The organism is Nocardioides kribbensis (assembly GCF_015070375.1).
Classification (GTDB): Bacteria; Actinomycetota; Actinomycetes; order Propionibacteriales; family Nocardioidaceae; genus Nocardioides; species Nocardioides kribbensis.
Genome location: NZ_JADCLL010000001.1, coordinates 1,156,364 through 1,180,090 on the forward strand (window position 1 = coordinate 1,156,364; position 23,727 = coordinate 1,180,090).

31 protein-coding genes and 1 tRNA gene are annotated in these 23,727 nt (G+C 73.2%); 11 read left to right on the plus strand and 21 right to left on the minus strand.

The features are described 5' to 3' along the window. Nucleotides 1–17 precede the first annotated feature (17 nt). The 5 genes from IR170_RS05255 to IR170_RS05275 are packed head-to-tail and all read right to left on the minus strand — an operon-like array spanning nucleotide 18 to nucleotide 2,793. Nucleotides 18–275 carry a DUF3618 domain-containing protein gene (locus IR170_RS05255; RefSeq protein WP_056863675.1) on the minus strand — a complete coding sequence of 86 codons (258 nt, stop codon included), beginning with the start codon at nucleotides 273–275 and terminating at the stop codon, nucleotides 18–20. Nucleotides 276–284: 9 nt separating this feature from the next. Beyond that, a complete protein-coding gene (locus IR170_RS05260) occupies nucleotides 285–1,043 on the minus strand; it encodes an energy-coupling factor ABC transporter ATP-binding protein (RefSeq protein ID WP_193661432.1) in 759 nt (252 codons plus the stop codon). 28 nt (nucleotides 1,044–1,071) lie between these two features. Further along, nucleotides 1,072–1,740, minus strand: a complete 669-nt coding sequence (gene cbiQ / locus IR170_RS05265; RefSeq protein WP_193661433.1) for a cobalt ECF transporter T component CbiQ — start codon at nucleotides 1,738–1,740, stop codon at nucleotides 1,072–1,074. Nucleotide 1,741: 1 nt separating this feature from the next. Next, nucleotides 1,742–2,098, minus strand: a complete 357-nt coding sequence (locus tag IR170_RS05270; protein ID WP_193661434.1) for a PDGLE domain-containing protein — start codon at nucleotides 2,096–2,098, stop codon at nucleotides 1,742–1,744. After that, entirely contained in the window at nucleotides 2,095–2,793 is a 699-nt protein-coding gene (locus IR170_RS05275) for an energy-coupling factor ABC transporter permease (protein WP_193661435.1), read from the minus strand. The genes IR170_RS05270 and IR170_RS05275 overlap by 4 nt, the downstream gene beginning before the upstream one ends. 151 nt (nucleotides 2,794–2,944) lie before the next feature. Here IR170_RS05275 and bcp point away from each other — a divergent pair, with 151 nt between their 5' ends. After that, nucleotides 2,945–3,433, plus strand: coding sequence for a thioredoxin-dependent thiol peroxidase (gene bcp, locus IR170_RS05280; protein ID WP_056863671.1), 489 nt, complete (start codon nucleotides 2,945–2,947; stop codon nucleotides 3,431–3,433). A gap of 31 nt (nucleotides 3,434–3,464) precedes the next feature. Beyond that, nucleotides 3,465–3,537, plus strand: a tRNA-Leu gene (locus tag IR170_RS05285). A gap of 23 nt (nucleotides 3,538–3,560) precedes the next feature. On the opposite strand, the gene IR170_RS05290 is transcribed toward IR170_RS05285, so the two are convergent. The 5 genes from IR170_RS05290 to IR170_RS05310 are packed head-to-tail and all read right to left on the minus strand — an operon-like array spanning nucleotide 3,561 to nucleotide 7,235. Further along, the gene (locus IR170_RS05290; RefSeq protein ID WP_193661436.1) at nucleotides 3,561–4,136 is read right to left on the minus strand and encodes a 1-acyl-sn-glycerol-3-phosphate acyltransferase; all 576 of its coding nucleotides are present in this window, start codon (nucleotides 4,134–4,136) and stop codon (nucleotides 3,561–3,563) included. Continuing rightward, nucleotides 4,133–4,771, minus strand: a complete 639-nt coding sequence (locus IR170_RS05295) for a non-canonical purine NTP pyrophosphatase (RefSeq protein WP_193661437.1) — start codon at nucleotides 4,769–4,771, stop codon at nucleotides 4,133–4,135. Before IR170_RS05295 ends, IR170_RS05290 begins: the two co-directional genes overlap by 4 nt. Further along, entirely contained in the window at nucleotides 4,768–5,490 is a 723-nt protein-coding gene (rph, locus tag IR170_RS05300; RefSeq protein ID WP_193661438.1) for a ribonuclease PH, read from the minus strand. Before rph ends, IR170_RS05295 begins: the two co-directional genes overlap by 4 nt. A 21-nt stretch (nucleotides 5,491–5,511) precedes the next feature. After that, nucleotides 5,512–6,312, minus strand: a complete 801-nt coding sequence (locus tag IR170_RS05305; protein WP_056863667.1) for an ABC transporter permease — start codon at nucleotides 6,310–6,312, stop codon at nucleotides 5,512–5,514. Then, nucleotides 6,309–7,235, minus strand: a complete 927-nt coding sequence (locus IR170_RS05310; protein ID WP_193661439.1) for an ABC transporter ATP-binding protein — start codon at nucleotides 7,233–7,235, stop codon at nucleotides 6,309–6,311. The genes IR170_RS05305 and IR170_RS05310 overlap by 4 nt, the downstream gene beginning before the upstream one ends. A 127-nt stretch (nucleotides 7,236–7,362) precedes the next feature. On the opposite strand from IR170_RS05310, the gene IR170_RS05315 reads away from it, so the two are divergent. Beyond that, entirely contained in the window at nucleotides 7,363–8,535 is a 1,173-nt protein-coding gene (locus IR170_RS05315; protein ID WP_193661440.1) for a sensor histidine kinase, read from the plus strand. After that, a complete protein-coding gene (locus IR170_RS05320) occupies nucleotides 8,523–9,197 on the plus strand; it encodes a response regulator transcription factor (RefSeq protein ID WP_308196139.1) in 675 nt (224 codons plus the stop codon). Before IR170_RS05315 ends, IR170_RS05320 begins: the two co-directional genes overlap by 13 nt. Nucleotides 9,198–9,214: 17 nt before the next feature. Here the strand turns inward: IR170_RS05320 and IR170_RS05325 are convergent, their stop codons facing one another. From IR170_RS05325 to clpS, 9 genes are read right to left on the minus strand one after another with little or no spacing between them, the layout of a single operon-like run. Further along, the gene (locus IR170_RS05325) at nucleotides 9,215–9,982 is read right to left on the minus strand and encodes an MBL fold metallo-hydrolase (RefSeq protein ID WP_193661616.1); all 768 of its coding nucleotides are present in this window, start codon (nucleotides 9,980–9,982) and stop codon (nucleotides 9,215–9,217) included. A 5-nt stretch (nucleotides 9,983–9,987) separates the two neighbouring features. Beyond that, entirely contained in the window at nucleotides 9,988–10,806 is an 819-nt protein-coding gene (gene murI, locus IR170_RS05330) for a glutamate racemase (protein ID WP_193661441.1), read from the minus strand. A 49-nt stretch (nucleotides 10,807–10,855) separates the two neighbouring features. Further along, nucleotides 10,856–11,803 carry a PLP-dependent cysteine synthase family protein gene (locus tag IR170_RS05335; protein ID WP_056863662.1) on the minus strand — a complete coding sequence of 316 codons (948 nt, stop codon included), beginning with the start codon at nucleotides 11,801–11,803 and terminating at the stop codon, nucleotides 10,856–10,858. A gap of 22 nt (nucleotides 11,804–11,825) precedes the next feature. Beyond that, entirely contained in the window at nucleotides 11,826–12,380 is a 555-nt protein-coding gene (locus tag IR170_RS05340; protein ID WP_193661442.1) for an NYN domain-containing protein, read from the minus strand. A 19-nt stretch (nucleotides 12,381–12,399) separates the two neighbouring features. Beyond that, nucleotides 12,400–12,672, minus strand: a complete 273-nt coding sequence (locus IR170_RS05345; RefSeq protein WP_056863660.1) for a MoaD/ThiS family protein — start codon at nucleotides 12,670–12,672, stop codon at nucleotides 12,400–12,402. Between the two features lie 40 nt (nucleotides 12,673–12,712). Continuing rightward, nucleotides 12,713–13,171 (minus strand): Mov34/MPN/PAD-1 family protein, encoded by a 459-nt coding sequence (locus IR170_RS05350; RefSeq protein WP_193661443.1) that lies wholly within the window; start codon nucleotides 13,169–13,171, stop codon nucleotides 12,713–12,715. 22 nt (nucleotides 13,172–13,193) lie between these two features. Then, entirely contained in the window at nucleotides 13,194–14,456 is a 1,263-nt protein-coding gene (locus tag IR170_RS05355) for a hypothetical protein (protein ID WP_193661444.1), read from the minus strand. A gap of 7 nt (nucleotides 14,457–14,463) precedes the next feature. Next, a complete protein-coding gene (locus tag IR170_RS05360; protein WP_056863657.1) occupies nucleotides 14,464–15,048 on the minus strand; it encodes a DUF2017 domain-containing protein in 585 nt (194 codons plus the stop codon). After that, nucleotides 15,045–15,341, minus strand: a complete 297-nt coding sequence (clpS, locus tag IR170_RS05365) for an ATP-dependent Clp protease adapter ClpS (RefSeq protein ID WP_082502739.1) — start codon at nucleotides 15,339–15,341, stop codon at nucleotides 15,045–15,047. The genes IR170_RS05360 and clpS overlap by 4 nt, the downstream gene beginning before the upstream one ends. 34 nt (nucleotides 15,342–15,375) lie before the next feature. On the opposite strand from clpS, the gene IR170_RS05370 reads away from it, so the two are divergent. The 3 genes from IR170_RS05370 to IR170_RS05380 are packed head-to-tail and all read left to right on the plus strand — an operon-like array spanning nucleotide 15,376 to nucleotide 18,025. Then, nucleotides 15,376–16,680 (plus strand): nicotinate phosphoribosyltransferase, encoded by a 1,305-nt coding sequence (locus tag IR170_RS05370; protein WP_319804913.1) that lies wholly within the window; start codon nucleotides 15,376–15,378, stop codon nucleotides 16,678–16,680. 9 nt (nucleotides 16,681–16,689) lie between these two features. Beyond that, entirely contained in the window at nucleotides 16,690–17,244 is a 555-nt protein-coding gene (locus IR170_RS05375; protein ID WP_193661446.1) for an isochorismatase family protein, read from the plus strand. Continuing rightward, nucleotides 17,237–18,025, plus strand: coding sequence for an enoyl-CoA hydratase (locus IR170_RS05380; RefSeq protein ID WP_193661447.1), 789 nt, complete (start codon nucleotides 17,237–17,239; stop codon nucleotides 18,023–18,025). The genes IR170_RS05375 and IR170_RS05380 overlap by 8 nt, the downstream gene beginning before the upstream one ends. Nucleotides 18,026–18,064: 39 nt before the next feature. Here IR170_RS05380 and IR170_RS05385 read toward each other — a convergent pair whose 3' ends face one another. Further along, nucleotides 18,065–19,924 carry a bifunctional metallophosphatase/5'-nucleotidase gene (locus IR170_RS05385; RefSeq protein WP_193661448.1) on the minus strand — a complete coding sequence of 620 codons (1,860 nt, stop codon included), beginning with the start codon at nucleotides 19,922–19,924 and terminating at the stop codon, nucleotides 18,065–18,067. A 150-nt stretch (nucleotides 19,925–20,074) separates the two neighbouring features. Beyond that, on the minus strand, nucleotides 20,075–20,608 hold the full coding sequence (locus IR170_RS05390) for a DUF1697 domain-containing protein (protein ID WP_193661449.1): 534 nt from the start codon (nucleotides 20,606–20,608) through the stop codon (nucleotides 20,075–20,077). A gap of 71 nt (nucleotides 20,609–20,679) precedes the next feature. On the opposite strand from IR170_RS05390, the gene IR170_RS05395 reads away from it, so the two are divergent. The 4 genes from IR170_RS05395 to IR170_RS05410 all read left to right on the plus strand — a co-directional run bounded on the left by IR170_RS05395 (nucleotide 20,680) and on the right by IR170_RS05410 (nucleotide 23,706). Then, nucleotides 20,680–21,489 carry a transporter substrate-binding domain-containing protein gene (locus tag IR170_RS05395; RefSeq protein ID WP_193661450.1) on the plus strand — a complete coding sequence of 270 codons (810 nt, stop codon included), beginning with the start codon at nucleotides 20,680–20,682 and terminating at the stop codon, nucleotides 21,487–21,489. A 49-nt stretch (nucleotides 21,490–21,538) separates the two neighbouring features. After that, nucleotides 21,539–22,333: an amino acid ABC transporter permease gene (locus IR170_RS05400; RefSeq protein WP_193661451.1), complete on the plus strand. Its 795-nt coding sequence runs from the start codon at nucleotides 21,539–21,541 to the stop codon at nucleotides 22,331–22,333. Further along, nucleotides 22,333–23,085, plus strand: coding sequence for an amino acid ABC transporter ATP-binding protein (locus IR170_RS05405; RefSeq protein ID WP_193661452.1), 753 nt, complete (start codon nucleotides 22,333–22,335; stop codon nucleotides 23,083–23,085). The genes IR170_RS05400 and IR170_RS05405 overlap by 1 nt, the downstream gene beginning before the upstream one ends. Nucleotides 23,086–23,232: 147 nt before the next feature. After that, a complete protein-coding gene (locus IR170_RS05410; RefSeq protein ID WP_056864533.1) occupies nucleotides 23,233–23,706 on the plus strand; it encodes a MarR family winged helix-turn-helix transcriptional regulator in 474 nt (157 codons plus the stop codon). Nucleotides 23,707–23,727: the final 21 nt, after the last annotated feature.

A 23,727-nucleotide genomic window follows, 5' to 3' on the forward strand; every position in this document is an offset into this window, starting at 1 on the left:
CTGTCCGGGGGGCGGCGTCAGCGCACGACGCGGCGCACGACGACGAGCGTCACCACGACGCCGACGACCACACCGACGGTCTTGAGGATGTTGTCGGTGCGCGGCTCACCGGAGTCGACGTCGACGTAGTGGGCCTTCAGCGAGTAGGCCTGGCGCCCCGCGATGGTCTTGGGGCTGGCCCGGTGCAGCAGCTGGTCGATGGTGCCGGCCAGACGCTCGCGGGTCTCCTCGATCTCACGCTCGAGGGCGCTGGGCTGCTTGGGCTCGTTGGTCACCCGCCCACGCTACCAACCCGCGCCGCGGCCGAGGCCGCGCGGGTCGAAGCCGAAGGGCAGCTCGAGGCGGTGGCGGCGCATCAGGTCGTCGTCGGTCAGCACGTCGTAGGTCGCGCCGTCGGCCACGACCGTGCCGTCGTGGAGCACCACCGACCGCGGGCAGAGCTCCAGGGCGTAGGGCAGGTCGTGGGTCACCATGAGCACGGTGACGTCGAGCGAGCGCAGGATGTCGGCGAGCTCGCGTCGCGAGGCGGGGTCGAGGTTGGAGGAGGGCTCGTCGAGCACGAGCACCTCCGGCTCCATGACCAGCACGGTCGCCACCGCGACGCGGCGGCGCTGGCCGAAGGACAGGTGGTGCGGCGGCCGGTCGGCGTAGTCGGCCATGCCGACCTGCTCGAGCGCGGCCATGACACGACGGTCGAGCTCGGCGCCCCTGACCCCGAGGTTGGCGGGCCCGAAGCCGACGTCGGCACGCACCGAGCCCATGAAGAGCTGGTCGTCGGGGTCCTGGAACACGATGCCCACGCGTCGCCTGACCTCGGCGAGGTTCTCCTTGGTCACCGGCAGCCCGCTGACGCTCACGCTGCCGGCCCCGGCGGTGTGGATGCCGTTGAGGTGGAGCACGAGGGTGGTCTTGCCGGCGCCGTTGGGGCCCAGCAGCGCGACGCGCTCGCCGCGATGCACGTGCAGGTCGACGCCGTAGAGGGCCTGGTGGCCGTCGGGGTAGGCGTAGGCGAGGCCGCGGACGTCGAGCACGGGCGTGGTCATGGGCACATCATCGCGCCGGCGCCCGCGCTCATCGCGGCATGGTGCCGGTGTAGCCCCGCGAGAGCATCGCGAGGTGCACCCGCTCGCCGCGCTCGTAGGAGCGGATGAAGAGCGACCCCATGGAGCGCGCGAGCACCGGCCAGTGCCGGGGGTTGCGCGCGGAGAAGCCCCGCGACTCCCGGGCGACCCTCATCCGCTGCAGCTCGGTGGTGACGACCTCGAGGTAGCGGATCATGAAGCCCATGATCTGCACCAGCAGGCTGGGCAGGCGCAGGCGCTCCAGGCCGCGCAGCAGGGCCTGCGGCTCCGTGGTGGCGGCCAGCGTCAGGCTGGCCAGCACCCCGAGGGTGCCCTTGGCCAGCAGCGCCCAGGCGGCCAGCAGCCCCGGGCCGCTGACCGAGACCCCGAGCACCTCGACCCGCTCGCCGTGGGCCACGAAGGGCAGCAGCAGCGCGAAGAGCACGAAGGGCACCTCGACCACCATGCGCTTGAGCAGGTACGTCGGGGGCACCCGCGAGAGCGCGACGACCCCGAGCAGCACGACCAGGAAGCCGGCGTAGGCCGCGAACCACTCACGCGGCGTGGCCACCACGACCACCATGAACGCGACGAGCGCGACGATCTTCAGGTGGGCCGGGGCCCGGTGGACCGCGGAGTGGCCGTGGAAGTGCAGCGTGTGGCCGTGACCGGCGCCCACGTCAGCGGTCCTGGTCGACGGGCTCGTCGGCGGGCTGGTCGACCGGCTGGTCGGCGGGCTCGCCCCTGCGGCGCACCAGCAGGGTCAGCCCCCCGGCCAGCGCGAGCACCACGAGCACGCCCACGACGCCGGCCACTCCTCCGGAGAGCCGCTCGTCGGAGATGAAGCTGCTGCCGTAGCCGGCGAAGGGTCCGTCGCCGGCCGCGTGGTCGGTCTCGGTGTCGGCGAAGCCCTGGTCCTGGGAGACCTTGGTCAGCCCGTCGGGGGCGCTGGCGGCGTAGAAGCTCACGACGCCCGCGAGCAGCAGCGAGACGACGAGCACCCCGAGGAGCACCGTGCGGGTGCCGGGGCGCCTCATGCCGCGCTCGCCGTCGGGGAGGTGCGGACCTCGAGGGTGCGCTGGGCCAGGACCCGGCGTGCCCCGTGGACGAGGTCGGGGCGCACGGCGATGATCGAGCCGACCGCGAGGAAGGTGATGACCCCCTCGCCGACGCCGATGAGCAGGTGCACCCCCAGCATCGCGGTGGTGAGGTTGTCGAGCGGGAGCGGCGCGACGCCGCCCACGGCGTAGAGGCCGACGAAGACCAGCGCCGCGGCCGGCACCGACACGAAGGCCCCGATCCCGGCGGCGAGCGGCACCATCGACACCCGCTTGGGCAGCACCGCCTGGAGCAGCCGGAAGACGCCCCAGCCGACGGCGCAGGTCACGACGCCCATCAGCACGATGTTGGTGCCCAGCGCCGTGATGCCGCCGTCGGCGAAGAGCAGGGCCTGCACGACGAAGACCACGCTGGTGCAGAGCACCCCGGTCCACGGCCCCACGAGCACCGCGGCGATCGCCCCGCCCATGAGGTGGCCGGTCGTGCCCGCCGCGACGGGAAAGTTGAGCATCTGGGTGGCGAAGACGAAGGCCGCGACGAGGCCGGCCAGCGGCGCCGTGCGGTCGTCGAGCTCACGGCGCGCACCGCGCAGGGCCAGGCCGACAGCGGCGGCGGCCACCACGCCGGTGCCGACCGACGTCGGTGCGTCGAGGAATCCGTCGGGCACGTGCATGCGGGTCTCCTGCGGTCGGGCGTGGCGAGGGGCGGCCGGGCGTGGTCGGTTACGGTTCGACACCGACGAGTGCCACGGATGGGTCGTTGCCCTCGTGACGTTATTGCACACCGTGTGCGACAACACTACCCGACCGGACAGGACCAGCCCGATGAGCGAGACCGCAGCCCCCACCCGCCTCTCCCCCGGCGACCCGGCCCCCGACCTGACCCTGGGCGACGACACCGGCGCCACGGTCTCGCTGGCCGACCTGCGCGGGCGCAAGGTGATCGTGTACTTCTACCCCGCGGCGATGACCCCGGGCTGCACCAAGCAGGCCTGCGACTTCACCGACTCGCTGGAGTCGCTGCGCGCCTCCGGCTACGAGGTGCTCGGCGTCTCCCCCGACAAGCCGGCCAAGCTGGCCAGCTTCCGCGAGCGCGACGGCCTGGGCATCACCCTGCTCTCCGACCCCGACAAGAGCGCCATGGCGGCGTGGGGCACCTTCGGGGAGAAGAAGATGTACGGCAAGGTCGTCCAGGGCGTCATCCGCTCCACGTTCGTCGTCGACGAGCAGGGCACGATCGAGCTCGCGCAGTACAACGTCAAGGCCACCGGCCACGTCGCCAAGCTGCGCCGTGACCTGGGCCTCGACGCCTGAGCCCGGGTCGGGCACGCGATACTGGGGCCCGGCGCCCGTAGCCCAACGGCAGAGGCAACAGGTTTAGGTCCTGTCCAGTGAGAGTTCGAATCTCTCCGGGCGCACTCCGGTCCGGGGACCGGGCGGCTCAGCCCTCCTCGCGCAGCCGGGGCGGGGTGAACTGGTCGGGGTGGAATCCGCGCTTGTCGGCGTAGAACGCCCGCACCCGGTCCATGTCGGCCACCACGTCGCCGGTCGTGGGGAAGGTCGGACCCCAGCCGACGGTGCGGCTCGGGGCGTCGAGGAAGGCCAGGGTGATCGGCAGCCCGGTCTGCTGGGAGATCCGGTAGAAGCCCGACTTCCACAGCTCGCCGCGGCTGCGCGTGCCCTCGGCGGCGATCCCCAGCAGGAAGGTCTCGTCGACGGCGGCGTCGGCGACCAGGGCCCGGATGGTGCCGCCGGGGTCGCGCCGGTCGAGGGCCACCGCGCCGGTCGCCCGCAGCAGCGGGGCCAGCGGACCCTTGAAGAACTCCTTCTTCACCAGCAGCCGGATCTGCACGTCGCTGTCCCACGCCAGCAGCATGGTCAGCACCCAGTCCCAGTTGGAGGTGTGGGGGGCGCCGACCAGCACCCCCTTGGTCGGCACGGTGCCGACGGTGCGCCAGCGCGCGAGGCGCAGGAGCAGTCGGGCGAGGTTCCTGCGGACGAAGAAGTGCCGGCTCATCGCACGACCGTAGCGGCGAGGACCGGTCCGAGCGCGCGCAGCGCGTGGCCGCGGTGGGAGATGGCGTCCTTCTCCTCGCGGCTCAGCTCGGCGGTGCTGCGGCCCGGCTCGTCGTCGGCCTCGAAGAGACCGTCGTAGCCGAAGCCGCCCTCGCCCCTGACCTCGCGCAGCACGCGGCCGGTCATCTCGCCGAGCACGACCTGCTCGCCGCCGGGGTGGCACAGCGCCACGGCGCACGCGAAGCGGGCCGCGCGACGCTCGTCGGGCACGTCGGAGAGCTGGGCGAGCAGCAGCGCGTTGTTGCGGGCGTCGACCTCCTCGCGGGCGACCCCGTCGCGGGGGCCCGACCACCGGGCGCTGAGGACACCCGGCATGCCGTTGAGCGCGTCGACGCAGAGCCCGGAGTCGTCGGCGACCGACGGCAGGCCCGTGGCGGCCAGGCCCGCGCGCGCCTTGAGCAGGGCGTTGCCCTGGAAGGTGGGCTGGTCCTCGACCGGCTCGTCGTAGTCGACCCCGAGGGCGGGCAGGTCGTCGAGCCCGACCACCTCCACCCCGGGCACGTGCTCGCGCAGGATGCGCTCCATCTCCTCGATCTTCTTGCGGTTGCGCGAGGCGAGGAAGATCCGGGTGCTCACGAGCCGAGCGCCTCCTGCTGCAGGCGCGTCAGATCGGCGCAGCCCTTCTCGGCCAGGCCCAGCAGCGCGTCGAGTTCGCGGCGGTCGAGGGGCGCGCCCTCGGCGGTGCCCTGCACCTCCACGAAGCTGCCCGTGCCGGTCATCACGACGTTCATGTCGGTCTCGGCGCGCACGTCCTCGACGTAGGGCAGGTCGAGGCGGGGCACGCCGTCGATGATGCCGACGCTGACCGCCGCGACCGAGCCGGTGAGCGGGGCGCCCTTGAGCGCCCCGGTCTGGCGCAGGTGGGCGACCGCGTCGACCAGGGCGACGTAGGCACCCGTGATGGCGGCCGTGCGGGTGCCGCCGTCGGCCTGCAGCACGTCGCAGTCGAGCTGGATGGTGTTCTCGCCCAGCGCGTCGTAGTCGATGACGGCGCGCAGCGAGCGGCCGATGAGCCGGCTGATCTCGTGGGTGCGCCCGCCGATGCGGCCCTTGACCGACTCGCGGTCGGAGCGGGTGTTGGTGGCCGCGGGGAGCATGGCGTACTCCGCGGTGACCCAGCCCTTGCCCGAGCCCTTGCGCCAGCGCGGCACCCCCTCGGAGGCCGACGCGGCGCAGAGCACCTTCGTGCGGCCGAACTCCACCAGCACCGACCCGGCGGCGTGGTCGAGCCAGTGGCGGGTGATCGTGATCGGGCGGAGCTCGTCGTCGGCGCGGCCGTCCTCGCGTGCAGTCATGACCGCGACCCTAACGGCGCCTCACTTCATCTCGGCGCGCAGCAGGCGCAGGATGCCGAAGGTCAGCGGCACGACCAGCCAGATGATGCTGGCCGTGGCCAGCTGCGCCCACTCCTCGCCCGAGGGCCGGAAGTCGCCGGTGAAGAGCGGGGTCTGGGCGGTGTTGAGCTCGATCCAGGGCGTGAGGTCCTGGAACCAGCCGACGAAGGCGCCGATGATGCCCACGACGGTGGGGATGATGAGGGAGTAGACGAAGTAGCCGACGATCGCCGCCGGGGTGTTCATCAGCAGCATCGCCAGCGCGAAGCCGATCAGCACGCCGATGAGGTTGGCGAGCACGAAGTTCTGCACCTGGCTGTACTCCAGCGACCAGGACACCTCGAAGCCTCGCAGCGAGGCCAGCACCGCCCCGACCGCGGCGATCACGGCCGCGAGCACCAGCACGCCCAGGGAGATGATCAGCCCGGCGCTCAGCTTGGCCGCGACGATCCGGGGCCGTCGGGGCTCGAGGGTGAAGGTCACCAGGCCGGTGCGCTGGCCGAACTCACCGGTGACCAGCAGGATCGGGATGATCGGCAGGAAGAACCCCAGCGTGCCGCCCATGGCGAGCAGGAAGTCGCTGAAGTCCTGGAAGCCCTCGTCGAAGAGCAGGGCGATGACCAGCATCACGACGACGCACAGCCCGACGACGCTGAGGCTGTAGGCGCGACCGGCTCGGGTGTCGAAGCTCTTGCGCAGCTCCACCGAGACCAGGCGCCCGAAGGGCACCGCGGGGGTCTGCGAGACGTCGAGGGTGGGGAGCGGGGCGGAGGTGGCGCTCATGCCAGGTGTCCTTCCGTGGCGGGGGCGGGCGCGACGGCGTCACGCTGGGTGTCGGAGGTGAGCTGGAGGAAGAGGTCCTCCAGGCCGGCGGAGCCGGTGCGCAGGTCGGTGAGCACGACGCCGGCCTCGAGGGCGGCGCGGCCGACCTCGACGGCCTCGCACTCCGCGCGCAGGCCGTCGCCGGCGGGCGTGACCTCGACCCGGCGAGCGACGAGGGCGTCGGCCAGGGCCCGGTTGTCGAGCGAGGTGACGAGGGTGGAGGCGTGCTCGCCGGCCAGCAGGGTCTTCTTGTCGCCCTGGGCCACGATCCTGCCGCGCCCGATGAGGATCATCTCGTCGGCGATGATCTCGACCTCGTGCAGCAGGTGGCTGGAGAGCAGCACCGTGCCGCCGCGCTCGGCGTAGCCCTTGAGCAGGCCGCGCATCCAGCGGATGCCGGCGGGGTCGAGGCCGTTGGCGGGCTCGTCGAGGATCAGCACCGACGGGTCGCCGAGCAGCGCGTGGGCGATGCCGAGGCGCTGCTTCATGCCGAGGGAGTAGTTGCGCAGGCGGCGACCGGCCTCCTTGTCGTCGAGGGAGACCAGGGCGAGCATCTCGTCGACGCGCGAGGCGGGCAGCCCCATCGTCCGGGCACCGATCGTGAGGATCTCGCGCCCGGTGCGGCCCGCGTGCTGGGCCGAGGCGTCGAGGAGCACCCCGACGTGGCGGCCGGGGTTGGGGATGTCGCGGTAGAGGTGGCCGCCGATGGTGACGCGCCCGTGGGTGGGCGGGGTGAGGCCGACCATGACCCGCATGGTGGTGGTCTTGCCCGCGCCGTTGGGCCCGAGGAAGCCGGTGACCCGGCCGGGCTGGCAGGTGAAGCTGACGTCGTCGACGGCGGTGAACGCGCCGTACGTCCTGGTGAGTCCTTCGACTGAGATCATGCGACCACCCTGCCCGCCACGGCGCGGGCGCACACCGGACCCCGGGCTGCGGTGGCGTGACCAAAGTAGGGGGTGGGCGCGACCGGGGGCGCTGCCCGGCGGGGTCGCGACGCCCTAGCCTGGTGACGTGCAGCGGCCGAACCCCGAGGACTACCAGCCGCCGCTGTCGTGGTGGCGCCACGGGTGGCGGCTGCTGCTGTGCGTGGTGATCAGTGCCATCGTGTGGCCGCAGTTCGCCCCCGAGCAGCTCGACGTCATGCCGGTGCTGTTCTGGCTCGACCTCGGCGTCGGCCTGGCGTCCTACGTCGTGGTGGTGGGGCGCCGCCGGTGGCCGGTGACGGTGGCGGTGGCGACCAACGCGATGGCGGTGGTCTCCGGCGTGGCCGCCGGACCCGCCACGCTCGCGGCGGTCTCGATGGCCACCCGCCGCCGCCTGGTGCCGATCGTCGCGACCTCGCTGGTCGCCGTGGTGGCCTCGATGCTCTACACCGAGCTCGAGCCCTCGGCGGTCGACGACCCGTTCTGGATCTCGCTGACCGCCACGGTCATCGCGGTGGCGGCCAGCATGGGCTGGGGCATGTACATCGGCTCGCGCCGCGAGCTGCTGTGGACCCTGCGCCACCGCGCCGAGCGGGCCGAGGCCGAGCAGGAGCTGCGGGTGGGCCAGGCCCGCGGCCAGGAGCGCTCGCGCATCGCCCGCGAGATGCACGACGTGCTGGCCCACCGGATCTCGCAGATCTCGCTGCACGCCGGCGCCCTCACCTTCCGCGACGACCTCACCGCCGCCGACATGCGCGCCAGCGCCGAGGTCATCCAGACCACGGCCCACCAGGCCCTCACCGACCTGCGGACCGTGCTGGGCGTGCTGCGCGACGACGAGGGCAACGCCCTCGACGCCCCCCAGCCCACCTACGCCGACCTGCGCGCCCTGGTGGCCGACGCCGAGGCGGCCGGCCTGCGCGTGGAGTACGCCGACGACGTGCGCGCCGCCGACGGGGCCGACGGGGTGCCCGACGCGCTCGGCCGGGCGCTCTACCGCATCGTGCAGGAGGGCATCACCAACGCCCGCAAGCACGCCCCCGGCGCGACGCTGCTGATCAGCCTCAGCGGCTCGCCCGACGACGGGATCGCCGTGGAGCTGCGCAACCGCCTCGGCTTCGCCGCCGCGGCCGCGCCTCCCGGGGCGGGCCTGGGCCTGGTCGGGCTCTCGGAGCGGGCCGCGCTGCGCGGTGGGCGCCTGGAGCACCGCCGCGACGCCGACGCCTTCGTGCTGCGGGGGTGGCTGCCGTGGGCGGCCTGACCGGCGAGACCGCGGTGCGGGTGCTGGTGGTCGACGACGACCCCCTGGTGCGCTCGGCGCTGGTGCTGATGCTGGGCGGCCAGGAGGACCTCGAGGTCGTCGGCGAGGCCGTCGACGGCCGCGAGGCGCTGGCCCGCGTGGCCGACCTCTCCCCCGACGTCGTGCTCATGGACATCCGCATGCCGCGCCTCAACGGCCTCGACGCCACCCGCGAGCTGCACCGCGCCCCTCACCCACCGCGGGTCATCGTGCTCACCACCTTCGACGCCGACGAGCACGTCGTGGGGGCGCTGGGCGCCGGCGCCGACGGCTTCCTGCTCAAGGACACCCCGCCGGCGCAGATCGTGGCCGCCGTGCGCTGCGTCGCGGCCGGCGACCCGATGCTCTCGCCGTCGGTGACCCGCACCCTCATCGACCGGCTGCGCGAGCAGGCGCCCGACGACCGGGAGGCCGCGGCCACGCGGCGCCTGCGCGCCCTCACCGAGCGCGAGCTCGAGGTGGCGCTGTGCGTGGGCCGGGGCCACAGCAACGCCGAGATCGCGGCGGCCCTGCACCTGTCGGTGCCGACGGTCAAGGCCCACGTCTCGCGGCTCTTCGACAAGCTCGGCGCCACCAACCGGGTGCAGATCGCCATCTGCGTGCACGACGCCGGCCTCCTCTAGGTCCGGTCGGGCCCGCCTCAGATCTCGTACGTCGTGCCCGCGGCCGCCAGCTCCACGGGCCCGTCGTAGGCGGCGACGGCCTCGGCGAGCATGTCGGCGGGGTCGAACCACGGCGGCACGTGGGTGAGCACGAGGCGGCGGGCGCGGCTGCGCGTGGCCACCTCGCCGCAGTCGGTGCCGGTGAGGTGCAGCGAGGCGGGGTTGTCGTCGCAGGAGCGGAAGGACGCCTCGGCCAGCAGCAGGTCGGCGTCGACGCTGATCTCGTCGAGCCCCGCGCAGGGGCCGGTGTCGCCGCTGTAGGCCAGGGTGGCGCCGGCCACCTCGACCCGCAGGCCGAAGGCCTCGACCGGGTGGTCCACAGGCACCGCGCGCACCGTGAAGGGGCCCACCTGCACGACCGGCTCCCAGGTGCGGAAGTCGAACTCCTCGTGCATGCCGGGGTCGACGGGCAGGTCGTAGGCCCGGGCCATCCGGTCGGCGGTGTCGGAGGGACCCCACACGGGGATCCGCGGCTGCGGGCCGGTGGGGTGGTACTTGCGCATCACGTAGTAGCCCGACAGGTCCAGGCAGTGGTCGGCGTGCAGGTGGCTGAGCAGCACCGCGTCGACGGCGAGCGGGTCGGCGTAGCGGTGCAGGGCCCCGAGCGCGCCGCTGCCGAGGTCGAGCAGCACGCGCCAGGTGCGCGCGCCCGTGCCGTCGTCGTGCTCGGCCTCGAGCAGGTAGCAGCTGGCCGGCGAGTCGGGGCCGGGGTAGGAGCCCGAGCACCCCACGACGGTGAGCCGCATCGCGCTCACGCCAGCCCTCCGGCGAACTGGCTGGCGGCGTGCATCTCCGGGCCCAGGAAGCGCCGCCCGATCGACTCGAACTCCGTGGGCGAGCCGGTGGTGAGGAAGCGGTGGGAGGGCTCCCCGCCGGCGCGGGCCAGACCGGTGCGCAGCAGCATCTTGTAGACGTCCTTGCCGCACTCCTCGGCGCTGCTGACGAGGGTGACCTGGTCGCCCATGACGTAGGAGATGACGCCGGTGAGCAGGGGGTAGTGGGTGCAGCCGAGGATGAGGGTGTCGACGCCGGCGGAGGTGAGCGGGTCGAGGTACTCGTGGGCCACCGCCAGCAGCTCCTCGCCCCCGGTGACCCCGGCCTCGACGAAGTCGACGAAGCGCGGGCAGGCCCGGGTGGTGAGCTCCACGTGCGGCGCGGCGGCGAAGGCGTCGTCGTAGGCCTGGGACTCCGCGGTCGCACGGGTGCAGATCACGCCGATGCGGCCGGTGCGGCTGGCGGCGACGGCGCGGCGGGTGGCGGGCAGGATCACCTCGACCACCGGCACGTCGTAGCGCTCGCGTGCGTCGCGCAGCATCGCGGCGCTGGCGGAGTTGCAGGCGATGACGAGCGCCTTGACGCCCTGGGCCACGAGGTGGTCGAGGCACTCCAGGGCGTACTCGCGCACCTCGCCGATGGGCTTGGGGCCGTAGGGCTGGCGTGCGGTGTCGCCGACGTAGAGCACCGACTCGTGGGGCAGCTGGTCGATGACCGAGCGGGCCACGGTCAGCCCGCCGAACCCGGAGTCGAAGATCCCGACGGGGGCGTCCGGGTCGGGGGCGAGGGGCGGCACGTCGTGAAGGTTATGTCCTGCGCGCACGCATCGCACGACCCGGCTCGCCCTAGGCCCAGAGCTGGCCCTCGAGCTTGTCCTCGGCCTCGTCGATCGTGCCCTCGTAGGCGCCGGTGGAGAGGTACTTCCAGCCGCCGTCGCAGACGATGAAGGCGATGTCGGCGCTCTCGCCGGCCTTGACCGCCTTCGCGGCCTGACCCAGCGCGGCGTGGAGGATCGCGCCGGTGGAGATGCCGGCGAAGATGCCCTCGAGCTCGAGCAGCTCGCGCACCCGGCGCACGGCGTCGCGCGGGCCCACTGAGAAGCGGGAGTCGATGAGGTCGGCGTCGTAGAGCTCGGGCACGAAGCCCTCGTCGAGGTTGCGCAGGCCGTAGACCAGCTCGCCGTAGCGGGGCTCCGCGGCGACGATGCGCACGTCGGGCTTGGCGCGGCGGAAGAAGCGGCTGGTGCCCATGAGCGTGCCGGTGGTGCCCAGCCCGGCCACGAAGTGGGTGATCGAGGGCAGGTCGGCCAGCAGCTCGGGGCCGGTGCCCTCCTCGTGGGCGAGGGCGTTGGCGGCGTTGCCGTACTGGTAGAGCATCACCCAGTCGGGGTGCTCCTCGGCGACGCGCTTGGCCACGCGCACGGCCTCGTTGGAGCCGCCGGCGGCCGGGGAGGAGATGATCTCCGCGCCCCACATGCGCAGCAGCTGGCGGCGCTCCTCGGAGGTGTTCTCCGGCATGACGCACACGATGCGGTAGCCCTTGAGCTTCGCCGCCATGGCCAGCGAGATGCCGGTGTTGCCCGAGGTCGGCTCGAGGATCGTGCAGCCGGGGCGCAGCGTGCCGTCCTTCTCCGCCTCCTCGATCATCTTCAGCGCCGGGCGGTCCTTGACCGAGCCGGTGGGGTTGCGGTCCTCGAGCTTGGCCCACAGCCGGACGTCGGCGCTCGGCGAGAGCCGCGGCAGCCCGACGAGCGGGGTGCCGCCGACGGAGGCGAGCAGGTTGTCGTAGCGCATGGTGGCTCCAGGCCCGCGGCGGCTACCGCAGGAAGGTCTCGGGGTCGAAGGCGTCCAGGTCGATGATGCGGACCCGGGGCAGGGGGACGTTGAAGGCGGCCACGTCGTCCTCGAGGTCGTAGAGCTCGACGTCGAGGGCGCTGAGGTGCGTGGAGGTGTACTCCCGCAGCGCCATGAGCCCGACGCGGCGGGGGCCGGTGAGCAGCCGCTGGACGTGCGGCGCGAAGTCGCTGTCGTGGCTGACCAGCATCACGTCGGCGTCGCGTGAGAGCAGCGCGTCCAGCGTGCGCTGGATGCCGATGTCGACGACCTTCTCGTCAGCGCGGCCGGCCAGCGGCACCGGGCGGTAGTCGAGGGCCAGCAGGGCCTGCACGAAGCTGGCCGGCAGGTGGCCGTTGCTGGCGTTGAGGAAGAACAGGCCGGTGACCGGCTGGCCCCACTGCTCCTCGGCGAAGGCGGTCACGCGCTCCCATCGCGGCCGCTCCTCGGGCGTGGGCCGACGCCCCAGCAGGGAGTTGCCGAGCGTGGCGTCGATGTTCTCGCCGTCGACGAGGACGTAGGTGCGACGCTCGGTCATCGGCTCCACGCTCCGTGCGTCAGCCGCCGGCGACGGCCGGCAGCACGACGACCTGGTCGCCGTCGCTGAGGGGCGCCTCGAGGCCGCCGATGAAGCGGACGTCCTCGTCGTTGATGTAGACGTTGACGAAGCGGCGCAGGTCGCCGTCGTCGATGAGGCGGTCCTTGATGCCGGGGTGGTGGGCCTCGAGGTCGTCGATCAGCGCGGTCAGGCTGGCTCCCTCACCGTGGACGGCCTTCTCGCCGCCGGTGTAGGTGCGCAGGATGGTCGGGATGCGGACCTCGATGGCCATGGGTGGTGACTCCTCGGTGGTGGGGTGCGGTGCAGCGGGGTCAGGCGGGCTGGCTCGTGCGGGGCAGGGCGTCGACGACCGCGACCTCTTCCTCGGTCACCTCGCCGTCGACGATCCTGTAGGACCTGAACTCCACGGGACCGTCGTTATTCCCGTCGTCGGTGAAGCAGTCCCGGGTGCTGACCAGCACGTAGTGGGCGTTCGGCTCGCTGGCCAGGCCCACGTCGGTGCGGCTGGGGTAGGCCTCGGTGGCGGTGTGGGAGTGGTAGACGACCACCGGCTCCTCGTCGCGCGCGTCCATCTCCTTGTAGAGCTGGAAGAGGTCGGTGGAGTCGAACTCGTAGAACGTCGGGCTCCCCGCGGCGTTGACCATCTCGACCAGCCGCTCGGGGCGGTCGCTGCCCTCGGGGCCGGCGACGACGCCGCAGGCCTCGTCGGGGTGGTCGCGCTTGGCGTGGGCCACGATGGCGTCGTAGGTCGCCCGGTCGATGGTCAGCACGCGCCCAGCCTAGGGCCCCGGGTCAGGGCCCGGTCTCCAGGCCCAGCACCTCGTACGCCGGGGCGCCGTCGACGGTGCCGGTCACCAGCACCAGCCCGTCGGCCAGGACCCGGTCGAGGCGGCCCGGCACCTGCTCGCCGGCGAGGCGCCCGGCCCGGTCGAGCAGCCAGACGCCGTCGGCGCCCTGCACGACCACGTGGCCCAGCGTCGTGCCGAGCAGCCGCGGCGAGGCGTCGGTCAGCACCGTCGCCGGCAGGGGCGCGGTCACCGGCCGGTCCTCGCCGGAGGCCAGCGTGGCCAGCTCGACCGCCCCGCTCTCGTGGTCGGCCTCCACCCAGGCCAGCAGCGCGTCGCCGCCGACCCCGGAGCCCGCGGCGACGCCGGTCTGGAGCTGCTCCACGCGCTCGGTCGCGGCGTCGACGAGCACGGCGCCGGCCTGACCGGGCACGGTGAGGGCGTAGACGTCGTCGGTGCCGCCGGCGAAGTAGCCCGGCTGCGGGGAGCGCCAGGTCTCCTCCCCCGTCGCGTCGTCGAGCAGCACGACCGTCTGGGCACCGGACGCGGTCGAGGGCACCGATGCCACGACCACGCCGCCGGTGGCCGCGGCGCCCGCCACGCCGTCGACCCGCCAGCGCACCTCGCCGGTGGTCAGGTCGAGGCCGAGGGTGCTCACGTCGTCGGGGCGGCCGGTCGGGTCGTCGACGCGCCCGGGTGGCGCCACCCGCACCACGACGACGTCCGACCCGACGCCGGCGGTGCGCGCCGCCAGCCCGGCCGGCGGCGACCAGCGCCACCGGTAGGACCCGTCGCCCTGCGACAGCGCCACGAGACCGCGTCGGCGCCCCTCGGCGTACGGCACGATCACGGGGAGGCCGGCGTCGCGGCCGAGGCGGGCGTCGGAGAGGTCGAGGGTGACGCGGTCGGCCCCGTCGCCCACCACCAGCGGCTGCGCGCCGGTGCGCTCCCAGCGGGTCTCCCCGGTGGCGCGGTCCACGACCTGCAGCGCGGGGCCCGACCCGTCGGAGGCGTCGCCGCGCACCAGGATCGAGCGCTCCCCCACCCCGGCCGGCACGGCAGCGCCCAGGCTGGAGTCGAGGGTGGTCCACTGCGGCTCGCCGACGACCACGGAGGGCGCGGCGACGGCCTCCGCGACGGCGGGCGACGTGGGCTGCGCGGTCGACGCGGCCTCCTCGCCCGCGGAGCACCCGGAGGCGAGCACGGCCAGCACGACCAGCGTGGCGAGCCCGGCGGCGACGGCCGACCCGGGCCGCGTGCGGGACCTCACCGTCCGGTCACCGCGACAGCGCCCCGACGAGGGTCTCCTGCAGGTAGCCGACCCAGTCGTAGATGTCGTGGGCCTGCGAGCGCGGGTCGTCGTCGGGCAGCGAGGCCCAGTAGTCCTCGTCGTCGTCCTCGATCCCCAGCCGGGTGGCCAGGGCCAGGCGCAGGTCGGTGAAGGAGCGCATCCAGGTCTCGGCGGTCGGCTCGTCGAGCTCGACGTCGATCATCAGGCCGTCCTCGCTGAGCTCGGGCGGCAGCCCGGCCTCCTCGAGACCGTCGATGATCGCGACCGCGGCGGCCGCCTTGCCGTCGCGCAGACCGCCCTCGGTGAAGCGGCGGAACTCCGCGGCCGCCTCGGGGTCCTCGCGGTAGGCGGTGGGGAAGAGCCGCGCCAGCACCGGGTCCTCGGGCTCGGTCTCCGGGCCCGAGAAGTCCATCATCGCCTCGAAGGGGTCCTGGTCCTCGCGGGGCACCGCGGCCTCGTTGCGCAGCAGCTCCACGAGCTGGGAGGCCAGGGAGCGCAGCAGGTCGGCCTCGAAGCCGGTGAAGGTGGCGATGACGCGGCGGCTGCGGCGGTGGCGGGCGAAGCCGCTCATTCCTGCTTCTCCATCGTGGCCCACAGGCCGTACTCGTGCATGGCCTGCACGTCGCGCTCCATCTCCTCGCGGCTGCCCGAGGAGACCGCCGACTTGCCGTCCTCGTGCACCTCCATCATCAGCTTCTCGGCCTTCTTCCTCGAGTAGCCGAAGTGCTTCTGGAACACGTAGGAGACGTAGGACATGAGGTTGACCGGGTCGTTCCACACGATCGTCACCCACGGGGTCGCGGGGAGGACCATCTCGTCGGGGGTGAGGGTCGGCTCGACCTCGACAGGGCTGGGCGCGGACACGTCTCCATGCTCGCACACGCCTACGCTGGCCCCCGTGACCCGCTCCTCGACGGCGCTGATGACCGACCACTACGAGCTGACCATGCTCCAGGCGGCCCTCGCCTCGGGCACGGCGCACCGGCGGGCGGTCTTCGAGCTCTTCCCGCGGCGCCTCCCGGAGGGCCGGCGCTACGGCGTGGTCGCCGGCGTCGGGCGGGCCCTCGACGCGCTCGAGGACTTCCGCTTCGACGACGACGTGCTGGGCGCCCTCGACGGCGTCGTCGACGAGCCGACACGGGCGTGGCTGGCCGGCTACCGCTTCACCGGCGACGCCTGGGGCTACCCCGAGGGCGAGGTCTACCTCCCCCACTCCCCGCTGATGGTGGTGGAGGCCTCCTTCGCCGAGGCGGTGCTGCTCGAGACGCTCCTGCTGTCGATCTACAACCACGACTCCGCCATCGCCTCCGCCGCCTCGCGGATGACGCTGGCCGCCCGGGGCCGGCCCTGCATCGAGATGGGCTCGCGCCGCACCCACGAGGAGGCAGCGGTCGCCGCGGCCCGGGCCGCCCACGTCGCCGGCTTCGCCGCCACCTCCAACCTCGCCGCCCGCCAGCGCTACGGCGTGCCCTCCACCGGCACCAGCGCCCACAGCTTCACACTGCTGCACGACTCCGAGCGCGACGCCTTCCGCGCCCAGGTGGACTCCCTCGGCGTCGGCACCACCCTGCTCGTCGACACCTACGACGTGGCCGAGGCCGTGCGCCTCGGGGTCGAGGTCGCCGGCCCGGGGCTCGGCGCGGTGCGCCTCGACTCCGGCGACCTGGGCGTGCTGGCCCACCGGGTGCGCGCGCAGCTCGACGACCTCGGCGCCCACGACACCCGCATCGTGGTGACCTCCGACCTCGACGAGTACGCCATCGCCTCGCTGGCCTCCGCCCCCGTGGACGGCTACGGCGTCGGCACGCAGCTGGTCACCGGCAGCGGGCACCCCACCTGCGGCTTCGTCTACAAGCTGGTGGCGCGCGAGGGCGCGTCGGGCGAGCTGGAGCCGGTGGCCAAGCGCTCCCCCGACAAGGCCTCGGTGGGCGGTCGCAAGTGGGCGCTGCGTCGTCGTACGCCGGGCGGCGTGGCCGAGGCCGAGGTCGTCGGCATCGGCGCGCCGCCCACCGACGACGGCGACGACCGCGCGCTGCTCGTGCCGCTGGTGCGCGACGGCGAGGTGGTGGGCCGTGAGCCGCTCGAGGCCGCCCGCCGGCGGCACGAGCGCTCGCGGGCCGAGCTGCCGGAGGCCGCGCAGTCGATGACCCGCGGCGAGGCCGTGATCCCGACCCTGGTCCAGGACGCCGCCGCCAACGCCTAGGCTCGCACCATGACGCGTGCACTGATCGTCGTCGACGTCCAGAACGACTTCTGCGAGGGCGGCTCGCTGGCCGTGGCCGGCGGCGCGCGGGTCGCGGCCGACGTGACCGCGCTGCTGCGCGGCGACCACGGCTACGACCACGTCGTGGCCACGCAGGACCACCACGTCGACCCCGGCGCCCACTGGTCCAGCGACCCCGACTACGTCGACTCCTGGCCGGTGCACTGCGAGGTCGGCACGGCCGGTGTCGAGCTCCACCCCGACCTCGACCCGGCCCCGCTCGAGGAGCTCTTCCGCAAGGGCGAGCACGTCGCGGCCTACTCCGGCTTCGAGGGCCGCTCCGCGACCGGCGCCTCGCTGGCCGACTGGCTGCGCGAGCGCGGCGTGGACCGGGTCGACCTGTGCGGGATCGCCACCGACCACTGCGTGCGCGCCACCGCGCTCGACGCGGTGGCCGAGGGCTTCGCCACCCGCGTGCTCACCGACCTGGTCGTCGGGGTCGCCCCCGCCACCACCGAGGCCGCGCTCGCGGCCCTGCGCGAGGCCGGTGTCGAGATTGCCTGACCAGACCTCCGAGCAGGACCTGCTCGTCGACCTCGCCGACGGGGTGCTGCGGCTGACCCTGAACCGACCCCGGGTCTACAACGCCCTCTCCCCCGCCCTGGTCGAGGCGCTGACCGCCGAGATCGAGGGCGCCACGGCCCGCGACGACGTGCGCGTCCTGGTCGTCACGGGCGCGGGGGCGGCGTTCTCCACCGGCGCCGAGCTCGCCGGCGAGGACCCGATCGCGGGCTTCGACATCACCTCCATGGACCGCGCCAACCGTCTCGTGCGCGCCGTCGTCGGCCTCGACAAGCCGGTCCTCGCCGCGGTCAACGGCGTGGCCGCCGGCGTCGGCTGCTCCCTCGCCCTGGCCGCCGACCTGGTCGTCGCCTCCTCGCAGGCCTCCTTCCTGCTGGCCTTCGCCCGGATCGGCTTCATGCCCGACGGCGGCACCTCGGCCTCCGTCGCCGCCTCGATCGGACGGGCCCGGGCCATGCGGATGGCCCTGCTCGCCGACCCCCTCAGCGCCCAGGAGGCCTCCGACGCCGGGCTGGTCAGCCACCTCGCCCCGGCCGAGGAGTTCCCCGCCCTCGTCGACACCCTCGCCGCGCGCCTGGCCGCCGGCCCGCCGCTGGCGATGGCCGCGACCAAGAAGGCGGTCAACGCCGCCACCCTCACCGAGCTCGACGCCGCCCTCGAGCGCGAGCGCCTGGGCCAGTCGACCCTGATGCGCACCGCCGACGCCGCCGAGGGCATGCGCGCCTTCACCGAGAAGCGTCGCCCCGCCTTCCGCGGCGAGTGACGCGGGAGGCGGGGCGCGCGAGCTGCCGGGTGACCCGGCTCAGCCGGTGATGGTCACCGGCTGGTCGCCGGAGACCAGGCGCCAGTCGACGGAGGCGAAGAGGGCGGGGTCGATCGTCTCGTTGGCGATCACCCAGTCGATGAGCAGCTGGCGGATCTCCTGCTGGCCGTTGACGACGACGGGCGCGGTGGAGACGGCGGGGAAGCCGCCGCCACCGGACTGGCGGTAGTTGTTGACCGCGAGCACGAACTCCTGGGCGTCGGCGACGGGGACCCCGCCGTAGGCGAGGTCGCGGATGCGCGAGCCCGGCGCCGCGGCGACGTCGATGTCGTAGGTCAGCGGCTCGTCGAGGCCGAACACGGAGTCGAAGTTGTAGTCGGGGGTGCCGCCCGGTGCCGTCGCGGTGACGGCGTTGGTCAGCTCGGCGACGCTCGCGGTGGTGTCGCCGGCGGCCAGCTGCTGGAAGTAGCGGGCGGAGAACTCGAGGTAGTCGCGCAGCTGGGCCCCGGTGATCCGCACCCCGAGCAGCGTGTTGTCGAAGACGTAGAGCCCGGCGACGTCGCGCACGGTGATCTCACCGGCCGGGAAGACCGCCGAGCGGCTGAAGGGCGCGGCGATCGAGAGCACCGGCAGCGCGGCGTCAGCGCCGGTGAGCCCCCGCTTGACCGCGTCGGCCTGGACGTACTGGACGAAGTCGATGATCGGCACGTCCTCGACGACGCCGCGCGCCGCGGGCAGCCGCTCCACCGAGGTGCCGACGACGGAGTTGACGTAGTCGCGCACGGTCTGGTGGGCCTCGGCCACGGCCGCCACGACCTCCTCGTCGGCGTCGACGGTGTTGGAGTTGAGCGTCTGCGAGCGGGCGCCGAGCAGCTTCCAGCGCTTGGCGCGACCGTTGCGGTCGCGCACCAGCCGCAGCTCGAGGTCCATCACCGCGACCCGCATGCCCCAGTAGAGCGGCTCGCACAGCAGCACCTGCTGGCCGGTGCGCTCGTTCTCGACGTAGCGCTGGGCGATCTCCTTGTGAGCGTGGCCCACGAGGATCGCGTCGATGCCGGGCACCTGCTGGGCCAGCAGCGAGGAGGCGTTCTCGGGGTAGGGCAGCGCGTCGCCGTAGGAGGAGGACGTGTCGGCACCGGAGTGGGCCGAGACGATCACGACGTCGCAGCCCTTGCGGCGCATCTCGGGCACGAACTTCCTGGCCTGCTCGACCAGGCCGGGGAACTCCATGCGCCCCTCGACGTTGGCCTTGTCCCAGATCGCGACGCCGGGGTTGGTGAGGCCGAGGATGCCGACCCGGAGCCGGCGACCGGTGCCGGTGGCGACGGTCTTGATGACGTAGGGCGCGAAGACCGGGCGCTGGGTGACCGGGTCGACGACGTTGGCGCCGAGCAGCGGGAAGTCGAGCTGGCTCTCGAAGGTGCGCAGCGTGTCGATGCCGTAGTTGAACTCGTGGTTGCCCAGGGCGGCAGCGTCGTAGCCGACGAGGTTCATCGCAGCGGCCATCGGGTGGACCACGTCGCGGGAGATCTTCTCGATGCGTGCGTAGTAGTAGGCCAGCGGCGTGCCCTGGAGGGTGTCGCCGGCGTCGAGGGTGATGACCGGCCCCTGGCCGCGCCGCTTCTCGCGCACCGCCTCGATGAGGGTGCGGGCCTTGGCCAGCCCGATGTCGTCACCGGCGGCGTTGGTGAACTCCGCGTCCTTGAAGTAGTCCCAGTTGAGGACGTTGCCGTGCAGGTCGGTGGTGCCGAGCACGGTGAGGCGGACGTGGTTGTCGCCGCGCGGCTTGGCGGCGAGGCCGGGGGCGGCGTCGGCCGGGGTGGCGACGTAGCCGGCGGCGGCGAGGGCGGCGGCACCGGTCAGGACGGTGCGGCGCGAGGCGGGCAGGGCGTGCGACATCGAGGGGGTCCTCCCGAGACGTGGGCGCGCGGCGGGATCACCGCGCGGGACGGTTCTACCCGAGCGCACCGACACCGGTCGAGCCCTGCGACCGAGTCGTCACCTCACCGACACCCCGCCGTACGCCGCGAGCGCCCGGCCGGCCCCGCCTCAGCCGCACCACCGCTCGCGCACGGTGCGCAGCACGCGCACGTTGCGGTTGGTGGCGACGCCGAGGTGGCGCTCCACGACGGCGTTGCCCAGCCGGGCGGTGTGCACGTCGACGGGCAGCAGCAGGTGCACCGCCCGACCCACCACGCGGGCCGTCTCACCCGCACGCCCCGGCGCCTCCAGCCGGTGCACGGCCTCGGGGTCGGGATCGGCCTTGAGCAGCGACACCGTGTGGACGCCGGCGTGGCCGGCGCCGATCCGGTCGGCGTCGGCGACCAGGTCGCGCAGCTCCTCGACCGACAGGGCCACCGTGGGCACCTCGAAGCCCCGGTCGGCCAGGAACGCCGCCTCGAGCGCCGTCTCGACCTCGCGGCGCGAGGCGGCCTCCAGCGTCAGCCGCACGTTGCCGGTGCCGAGGTGACTGACCGCGTCGCGCCCGCCGGCGGCGACCACGGCGGCGAGCACGTCGTCCTTGGGGAACGTGCGCCGCGCTCCGAGGTTGATGGCGCGCAGGAAGGCGATCCAGGTGCTCACCGCTCCATCCTGGCCCTCTCGCCGTGGTCCCGTTGCCTCGCTGTGACCTTGGATCGTTAACGTGTCGGCCCATGACCCCGCGATCCAGCAAGCGCGTCCTGTCCACCCTGGCCCTCGCCGGCGCCCTCGGCCTCACCGCCACGGCCTGCGCGACCGAGACCACCACGACCGAGAGCGGCGTCCAGGTCGTCTCGGAGGGCGAGCTCACCGTGTGCACCTCGCTGCCCTACAAGCCCTTCGAGTACCGCCAGGGCGACGAGGTCGTCGGCTTCGACATGGACCTCATGCAGCGCGTCGCCGAGGCCAACGACCTCGACCTGAGCGTCGAGGTGACCGGCTTCGAGGGCATCCAGTCCGGCCAGGCCCTCAACTCCGGCACGTGCGACGTCGCCGCCGCCGGCATGACGATCACCCCCGAGCGCGAGGAGGCGGTGGACTTCTCCGAGCCGTACTTCGACGCCACCCAGGCCCTGCTCACCACCGACGAGTCCATCGACTCCCTCGAGGCCCTCGACGGCATGACCCTCGGCGTCATGAGCGGCACGACCGGCGAGCTCTACGCCGAGGACAACGCCCCCGAGGGCGTCGAGATCAAGTCCTTCGAGGACCTCGGCCTGCAGACCCGCGCCGTGCAGGGCGGGCAGGTCGACGCGATCATCCAGGACAACGGCCCCCTCCTCGACCTGGCCAAGGAGAACGACGACCTCTTCGTGACCGCCGAGTTCGACACCGGCGAGTCCTACGGCTTCGCGGTCCGCAAGGACCAGAACGACCCGCTCCTGGAGAGCATCGACACCGTGGTCTCCGACGCCCGCGACGACGGCTCCTACGACGAGATCTACGAGAAGTGGTTCGGCCAGGCCCCCACCGACGCCCGGTGACGTCGCCCGGCACGACCGCCCCCGTCCCGGCCGACGTCAGGAGACCGACATGGCCATGAGTCCCCGCAAGCGCGCGCGCGTCAGTCGCGCGGTCCAGTACGTCGTCCTGGCCGTCCTCGTGGTCGCCGTCGCCCTCGTGGCCGACTGGAAGACCCTCGGCTCGACCTTCCTCGACCCCGACCTGGCGCGCGAGCAGTTCCCCGACATCATCTCGGTGGCGCTGAAGAACACGATCCTCTACACGATCGGTGCGTTCGTCTTCGGTCTCGCGCTCGGCCTCGTGCTGGCCCTGATGCGGCTGTCGTCGGTGGGGCCCTACCGCTGGCTGGCCACGACGTTCATCGAGTTCTTCCGCGGCGTGCCGGCGCTGATCGTCTTCATCGGCTTCTACTTCGGCCTGCCGATCGCCTTCCCGGGCCGCCAGATCCCCGGCGGCACCTTCGGCGTCGTCGTCATCGCCCTCGGCCTGGTGGGGGCGGCCTACATGGCCGAGACCATCCGCGCCGGCATCCAGGCGGTGCCGAAGGGGCAGATGGAGGCCGCCCGGTCGCTGGGCATGTCGCACTCGCGCGCCATGGTCACGATCATCGTGCCCCAAGCCTTCCGCATCATCCTGCCGCCGCTGACCAACGAGCTGATCCTGCTCACCAAGGACTCCTCGCTGGTCTACGTCGTCGGGCTGACCTTCGCCGACTACGAGCTGACCAAGTTCGGGCGCGAGGGCCTCAACGACAACGCCAACCTCACGCCGCTGTTCCTGGCGGCGCTGTGCTACCTGCTGATCACCGTCCCGCTGTCCATCGTCGTGCGACGCATGGAAGCCCGATCCGAGAGGGCCCGCTGATGACCGAGCGCACCCGCGAGTCCGGGGCGGCGATCGACGTCCTGCAGCTGCACAAGTACTTCGGCGACAACGAGGTGCTCCAGGGCATCGACTTCCACGTCGGCAACGGCCAGGTCGTCTGCGTCATCGGCCCCTCGGGCTCGGGCAAGTCGACGCTGCTGCGCTGCGTCAACCTGCTGGAGACGCCCACCTCGGGCAAGATCTTCATCGAGGACACCGAGATCACCGACCCCGACGTCGACGTCGACGCGGTGCGCAGCCGCATCGGCATGGTCTTCCAACAGTTCAACCTCTTCCCGCACATGACCGTGCTGAAGAACCTCACCGTCGCCCAGCAGAAGGTGAAGGGACGCGGCAAGGACGAGGCGGTCGAGTGCGCCCGCCGCAACCTGGCCAAGGTGGGGCTGGCCGAGCGCGAGGACGCCTACCCCGCGCACCTGTCGGGCGGTCAGCAGCAGCGCATCGCGATCGCGCGGGCGCTGTCGATGGACCCCGACATGATGCTCTTCGACGAGCCGACCTCCGCGCTCGACCCCGAGCTGGTCGGTGACGTCCTGGGCGTCATGAAGGACCTCGCCTCCGAGGGCATGACCATGATGGTCGTGACCCACGAGATGGGCTTCGCCCGCGAGGTCGGCGACAAGCTGGTCTTCATGGACGGCGGCGTGATCGTCGAGGAGGGCGACCCCGTCGCCGTGCTCGGCGACCCCCAGCACGAGCGCACGCAGTCGTTCCTCTCCAAGGTGCTCTGAGCCCAGCCGCCCACCGCACCGCACCGCACCACGTAACCACGTACGCCGGACGGCGCCGGTCCCCCGCGGGGGCCGGCGCCGTCCGGCGTACGTGAGCCGGCACACGTCCGCTGGATTGCATAGCCTTCCTATGCAACAGTGGAGGACGTGGACGACGAGACCGCTGCACCAGCCCCCGGCACCGGGACACGCGAGCGGGAGAACGACGAGCTGCGCGCGCTGAGCAACGACCTCGTCGTCCACGCCGCCCGCCTGGTGCGCGCCGTGCGCCGCCAGCACCCCTTCCCCGCGGGGATCCGGGTGCTCTCGCTGCTCGACGAGCACGGCGCCACCGGCGTCAGCGCCCTCGCCGCCCTCGACCGCTGCTCGCAGCCCACGATGTCCAACGCCGTGAGCCAGCTCGTCGAGCGCGGCTGGGTCGGCAAGCAGCCCTCCCCCGACGACGGCCGATCCACGCTGGTGGCCCTGTCCGAGGCGGGCCGCCAGGAGCTGCGCCGCACCCGCGACCTCAACGCCTCCGTCGTGGCCGAGCGCGTCGCCGCCGGCCCGCACACCACCGAGGACCTCGCCACGGCCGTCGCCGTCCTGCGCGACCTCCTCGACACCGAGAAGGGAATCTGAACGTGACCACCTCGCACGCAC

Bases quoted from the DNA above. Each gene is read 5' to 3' on its own strand.
- IR170_RS05270 (WP_193661434.1), bottom strand. From the start codon at position 2,098: ATGAGGCGCCCCGGCACCCGCACGGTGCTCCTCGGGGTGCTCGTCGTC.
- IR170_RS05340 (WP_193661442.1), bottom strand. From the start codon at position 12,380: ATGACCGAGCGTCGCACCTACGTCCTCGTCGACGGCGAGAACATCGAC.
- IR170_RS05310 (WP_193661439.1), bottom strand. From the start codon at position 7,235: ATGATCTCAGTCGAAGGACTCACCAGGACGTACGGCGCGTTCACCGCC.
- bcp (WP_056863671.1), top strand. From the start codon at position 2,945: ATGAGCGAGACCGCAGCCCCCACCCGCCTCTCCCCCGGCGACCCGGCC.
- IR170_RS05335 (WP_056863662.1), bottom strand. From the start codon at position 11,803: ATGCGCTACGACAACCTGCTCGCCTCCGTCGGCGGCACCCCGCTCGTC.
- IR170_RS05345 (WP_056863660.1), bottom strand. From the start codon at position 12,672: ATGGCCATCGAGGTCCGCATCCCGACCATCCTGCGCACCTACACCGGC.
- IR170_RS05275 (WP_193661435.1), bottom strand. From the start codon at position 2,793: ATGCACGTGCCCGACGGATTCCTCGACGCACCGACGTCGGTCGGCACC.
- IR170_RS05360 (WP_056863657.1), bottom strand. From the start codon at position 15,048: ATGAGCGGCTTCGCCCGCCACCGCCGCAGCCGCCGCGTCATCGCCACC.
- IR170_RS05385 (WP_193661448.1), bottom strand. From the start codon at position 19,924: ATGTCGCACGCCCTGCCCGCCTCGCGCCGCACCGTCCTGACCGGTGCC.
- IR170_RS05405 (WP_193661452.1), top strand. From the start codon at position 22,333: ATGACCGAGCGCACCCGCGAGTCCGGGGCGGCGATCGACGTCCTGCAG.
- IR170_RS05325 (WP_193661616.1), bottom strand. From the start codon at position 9,982: ATGCGGCTCACCGTCGTGGGGTGCTCGGGCTCCTACCCCGGCCCCGAC.
- rph (WP_193661438.1), bottom strand. From the start codon at position 5,490: ATGACTGCACGCGAGGACGGCCGCGCCGACGACGAGCTCCGCCCGATC.
- IR170_RS05290 (WP_193661436.1), bottom strand. From the start codon at position 4,136: ATGAGCCGGCACTTCTTCGTCCGCAGGAACCTCGCCCGACTGCTCCTG.
- IR170_RS05260 (WP_193661432.1), bottom strand. From the start codon at position 1,043: ATGACCACGCCCGTGCTCGACGTCCGCGGCCTCGCCTACGCCTACCCC.
- IR170_RS05395 (WP_193661450.1), top strand. From the start codon at position 20,680: ATGACCCCGCGATCCAGCAAGCGCGTCCTGTCCACCCTGGCCCTCGCC.
- IR170_RS05305 (WP_056863667.1), bottom strand. From the start codon at position 6,312: ATGAGCGCCACCTCCGCCCCGCTCCCCACCCTCGACGTCTCGCAGACC.
- IR170_RS05400 (WP_193661451.1), top strand. From the start codon at position 21,539: ATGGCCATGAGTCCCCGCAAGCGCGCGCGCGTCAGTCGCGCGGTCCAG.
- IR170_RS05375 (WP_193661446.1), top strand. From the start codon at position 16,690: ATGACGCGTGCACTGATCGTCGTCGACGTCCAGAACGACTTCTGCGAG.